This is a genomic window from Streptomyces sp. NRRL S-37, assembly GCF_000721605.1.
GTDB lineage: Bacteria > Actinomycetota > Actinomycetes > Streptomycetales > Streptomycetaceae > Streptomyces.
This window is the reverse complement of the sequence record NZ_JOIZ01000055.1, coordinates 1-4,117: the sequence shown is the minus strand read 5'-3', so window position 1 is coordinate 4,117 and position 4,117 is coordinate 1. Positions and strand designations below refer to the sequence as shown.

The window sequence follows — 4,117 nt, the reverse complement described above, 5'->3', positions numbered from 1 at the left end:
TTGAGCAGGGAGCAGTCACCGGCAGACGGTGCACCCCAGGGAGCAGAACCCGCGCACTCAACCGCGGAGATCCCCTACACCACACAGCGGGACGCCATCTCAGATGGCCTGTTGCACCTTCCACATCAGGTCGTCGAACTCCGCGGCGAGCGAGGTGCCCGGACGTCCGGCGTTACAGACGGCGCTCCAAGCGCGGCCGTCGGACGGCCGGACCAGGATCGCCTGCGTGCCGGGCAGGGTGCCGTCGTGCCAGATGGTTCCTGCGTTATTGACCGCCCACCCTCGGGCGTAGCCCGTCGTGGTGGGGGTGACCGGACGGACTGCGGATGCGGTGGTCATCGCTGTTCGTGTCGCGGGTTGCAACAGGTCGGGGGGTGTCGGTAGGCCATCGACGGAGAAAGCGAAGCGGAGGATTTCGGCTGGTGTCATGACCCAGCCGCCGTGGGCGTCCATTCGGTCGACCCGGATCTCGTAGGGTGCTTCGCGGTTGAGGCCGAAGTACATCGCCTCCTGACCGTGCCGGTTCGTGGCGGTCGCGCCGGCCAGGACGGACTGGCCGGCGTTGCTCGGTTCCATCACGAAGCGGTCGACGAATTGGGCGTACGACATCCCGCTCACTCGTTCGATGATCCGGCCGAGCAGGCAGTAGCCGAAGTTGGAGTAGGCGTAGGTGTTGCCGGGGTCCGTGGTGAGCGGCCTGTTGTCGAGTGTCCAGGAGATGAGAGCGTCTTGTCCTAGCTGCATTTGCTGGAACATCGGGTCGTTGCTGTCGTTGGCCCAGCCGCCGGCGGAGTGCTCCAGCAGGTGCTGCAGTCGCACGGAGGTGACCCGGGTGCTGTAGGGCTGTGTTCCGTAGGTGGTTCCCAGTAGTGCCCCCGGGCCGAACACCTTGTCCGCCAGGGTGAGGCGGCCCTGGTCGATCAACAGGTGCACGGCCGTGGAAGTGATGGGCTTGGCGATACTCGCGACACGAAAGCGGTGGTTCGGTGTGGCGATCTCGCGGGTGATGCGGTTGGCGTAGCCGAAGACGCCGGTGGCCCGGATCGTACCGTTGCGGGCGAGCGCGAAGGAGAAACCCGGCACGGCCCACTTCTGCATAAAGGGCACCACCAGTCTTGCCGCGGCGCTCGCGCTGGAGCTGGTCTCCGGCGTTGTCTCCCAGATCGTGGTGTAGCGTGCCGAGCTGCCGTCCCTGACGCCGCTCACATCGACCAGGCGCAGCCCTGCGGCCGAATTGGTGTCGAACTGACGTTGGTATTCGTTGTGTGAAAGACCGTGGGCTGCGTTCCCCGGATGACCGGGGGAACTTTCCCAGATGCCCGCATATCGGATCTGGCCGCCGGTCGGGTAGCCGACCACTCGTACCAGGCGAAAGCCGCGCTGTTTCTGCGCGTTGAACTCGCTTTGGTATTCCTGCGCCGTCAGACCGTGCCGGGCCGTCCACGGGGGGCCGGCGTAGCGGTCCCAGATGCAGGCGAAGCGTGTGCCGTTGCGGTCCTCGTAAGGGGACACACAGCGCAGGCGGAAGCCCTTGTTGGACAGATCTGTGAACAGGGCCTGGTACTCGTCTCCGGTCAGCCCGTGGCGAGCGGCCCATTCCAGGCCCTGTTCCTGTTCCCAGATCGCGTTGAACAGGACGGTGTTCCCCGTGCGGAACACCGACAGATCGACAGGCCGGAAGCCGTCGCGGCTCAGCTCGGTAACTGCTGTCTGATAGTCGTTGGCCGAAATACCGTGGCGGGCCTGCCAGGCGCTCCCGTCCTGGATCGCCCAGACACTGGCGAAGCGCGGGGTGCTTCCCAGTTCATATCCTGCGATCTTGAGAAGTCGATACCCTCTGCCGGTGAGTCGATCGAACTCGGCTTGGTGCTCCGCCGCAGTGAGGGCGTGACGGGCTTGCCAGTCGGTGATGATCACAATCAGCTCCAGTGCTCAGATCACTTGTCCGGGGGTGAGACTCGGGTCAGCGAGGAGCGACTTGCACACTTTCGTTCAGCTCACCTGACGAAAGAGCCGCAAGCGAGGGAAGAGAGTCGGCCGTACGCTCTGAATCCGTCATGCGGCTGAGGATCCGGAGAGACGGGCACTCTGGCGTCCCTGACCGCCGAGAATCGGTGCAATCGCCATAGGTCCGCAGTTGATTGGACTCCCCGCCACGGTTGCCCGGCGGCCGTACTCGCCTCCTGCGCCGGTCGCCGGCTGTGATTCTCAGCGCTCGCAGTTGCACACCGTGGAGGGCTGCCGTGCTCCGTGCTCGGCGTTCGCCACCAAGGTTCCCGTCAGGGCGGGAATCAACGGCGATGTGGCGGTCAGTCGAAGTCGAAGGTGGCGACGACGGGGGCGTGATCGGACTCAGGGTATTTGTCGTCGGTGGCGAAGGCGAGGGAGTCGTCGTGGAGGACTTCGTTGTGGATCTCTGAGCCTCGGTAGTGGGCCAGGAGGTTACGGGTGACGAGCATGTGGTCGAGCATCTGGCCGCGGCCGTGGTGGAGAAGGGTGTAGCGGGCCTCGTTGGGGATGGTGTGCTCGATGGGGACCAAGACCCGGGTGGCGAGGTCCCGGTTGTTGGTGTCCTCGACATTGCCGCAGATCGCCAGGACCGGGACTTCCCCGGGCTCAGCGTTGAAGTCACCGGCGACGATGATGCGCGCATCTGGATCCTCTTTGAGGATCCGGTCGACCAGGCGCCGCACTTCCAGGGCCTGGCTCATGCGCTTCATGGACGACAGGAAACTGCCTTCGGCCCAGGCATCGGCGGTGCGCCAGATGCCCTTCTCAGGATCGCTCACCTGGCCGGGGATCTCGCTGGGGATCTTGGATTTCAGGTGCACGGTAATGATGTGCAGCAGGCGGCCGGGTTCGGCGTGATCGATGTCGATCTGCGCGTGCAGGATGGGCCGCTCGATACCGATCGGGACCGGCTCCGGGTCGGCAGGGGTGGCGGTGAGCCGCTGGTAACGGGGCTCGGCGACCAGGTCGTTCTTGAGTTGCTGGTGCTTGATGACCGGCAGGTGGGTGGCGATGACCAGGTTGCGCTGTTCGAAGACCGCGTTGTTCTCGAGTTTGGTGCTGATCAGCTCGGCACCGTCGAGGTTGGTCCCCGCGAGCAGTTCCTTCAACGCCAGCAGCGCCCGGGGCCGGCCGGGACGTTCTTGGCCGTGAACTTCCTGAAAGCAGGCGATATCGGCACGCAGTCGCCTGATCTGCGGTTTCATCAGCGTGATGCGGTCAGTCAGTGACGGATGCGCGGTCGGCGCGGTCTCGTCGAAATTCTCCAAGTTGAACGTGGCAATCCGGATCCGTGTCACAAGTGCCCCCAGGGCTCGCCATGGCCGGGACACGCAGCGTAATGAAGCTATCGGCGTGCTGTGAGGAACCCAGGTCAAGACTCGGGCAACGTCACTCGCCCAGAGCATGCCACCCGCCCAAGGCCGCCCACCCGCTCGAAAGCCGCCTTCACACCGTGCATCGTGCTCGAAGGCGCAAGGTGCTCTTCGACGGCGAAGCCGACCTACGCGCCGTGCTGATACATGCGGGGTGCGGTCCATGGGTGCACCCGTTTGAACTTTGAGGTGTTGTCGACTGGCCATCCGGGCGTCGTCGTGAGTGCTCCAGCAGCCGAGGGCCTGGTCCTGTCCCACGTGGTCTCCCCCATACGGTTCACGAACCCGTCTGCCCCTCGGACTGACAGCAGACGCACCAAAATCCCCGTCAACGCCCGTCCTTCGGGGGCCATCCGTGCGCTCTCAGGTACAAGCGACTCTCTGCCTCACCACATACGACACGATGCCGGAGCCATCCGTTGGCCCGCTCGTGGATACTGAGCATCACTCAGTTCAGTGAGCACCAATCACGGCATACATAGTTCCCCAGTTCATGCCCCTTGTAGCAGCAGCCCGTGGAACGATCAGTCGCTCGTCAGACACATCAAGATCGCTACACCAGAGTGAGCATTCCCTGCTCGCTGCCATCATCCTCGCGAGCCGGCGACAGCCGGACCATCCGGCCTACCAGCAGATGGGCCTTGACCCCTGATCTTGGACACACGAGACACTGGATCCTGAGGATCTGAGAACGGACATCTCGTGGTCATGAAGAACTATCCGCCGCAGTTCAA

2 protein-coding genes are annotated in these 4,117 nt (G+C 64.2%); both read right to left on the bottom strand.

Going from position 1 to position 4,117, the window contains the following annotated elements:
* Positions 1-99: 99 nt before the first annotated feature.
* Positions 100-1,917 (bottom strand): serine hydrolase, encoded by a 1,818-nt coding sequence (locus IH50_RS0136600; protein ID WP_051767599.1) that lies wholly within the window; start codon positions 1,915-1,917, stop codon positions 100-102.
* A gap of 392 nt (positions 1,918-2,309) precedes the next feature.
* The gene (locus tag IH50_RS0136595; RefSeq protein ID WP_234328330.1) at positions 2,310-3,278 is read right to left on the bottom strand and encodes an endonuclease/exonuclease/phosphatase family protein; all 969 of its coding nucleotides are present in this window, start codon (positions 3,276-3,278) and stop codon (positions 2,310-2,312) included.
* Positions 3,279-4,117: the final 839 nt, after the last annotated feature.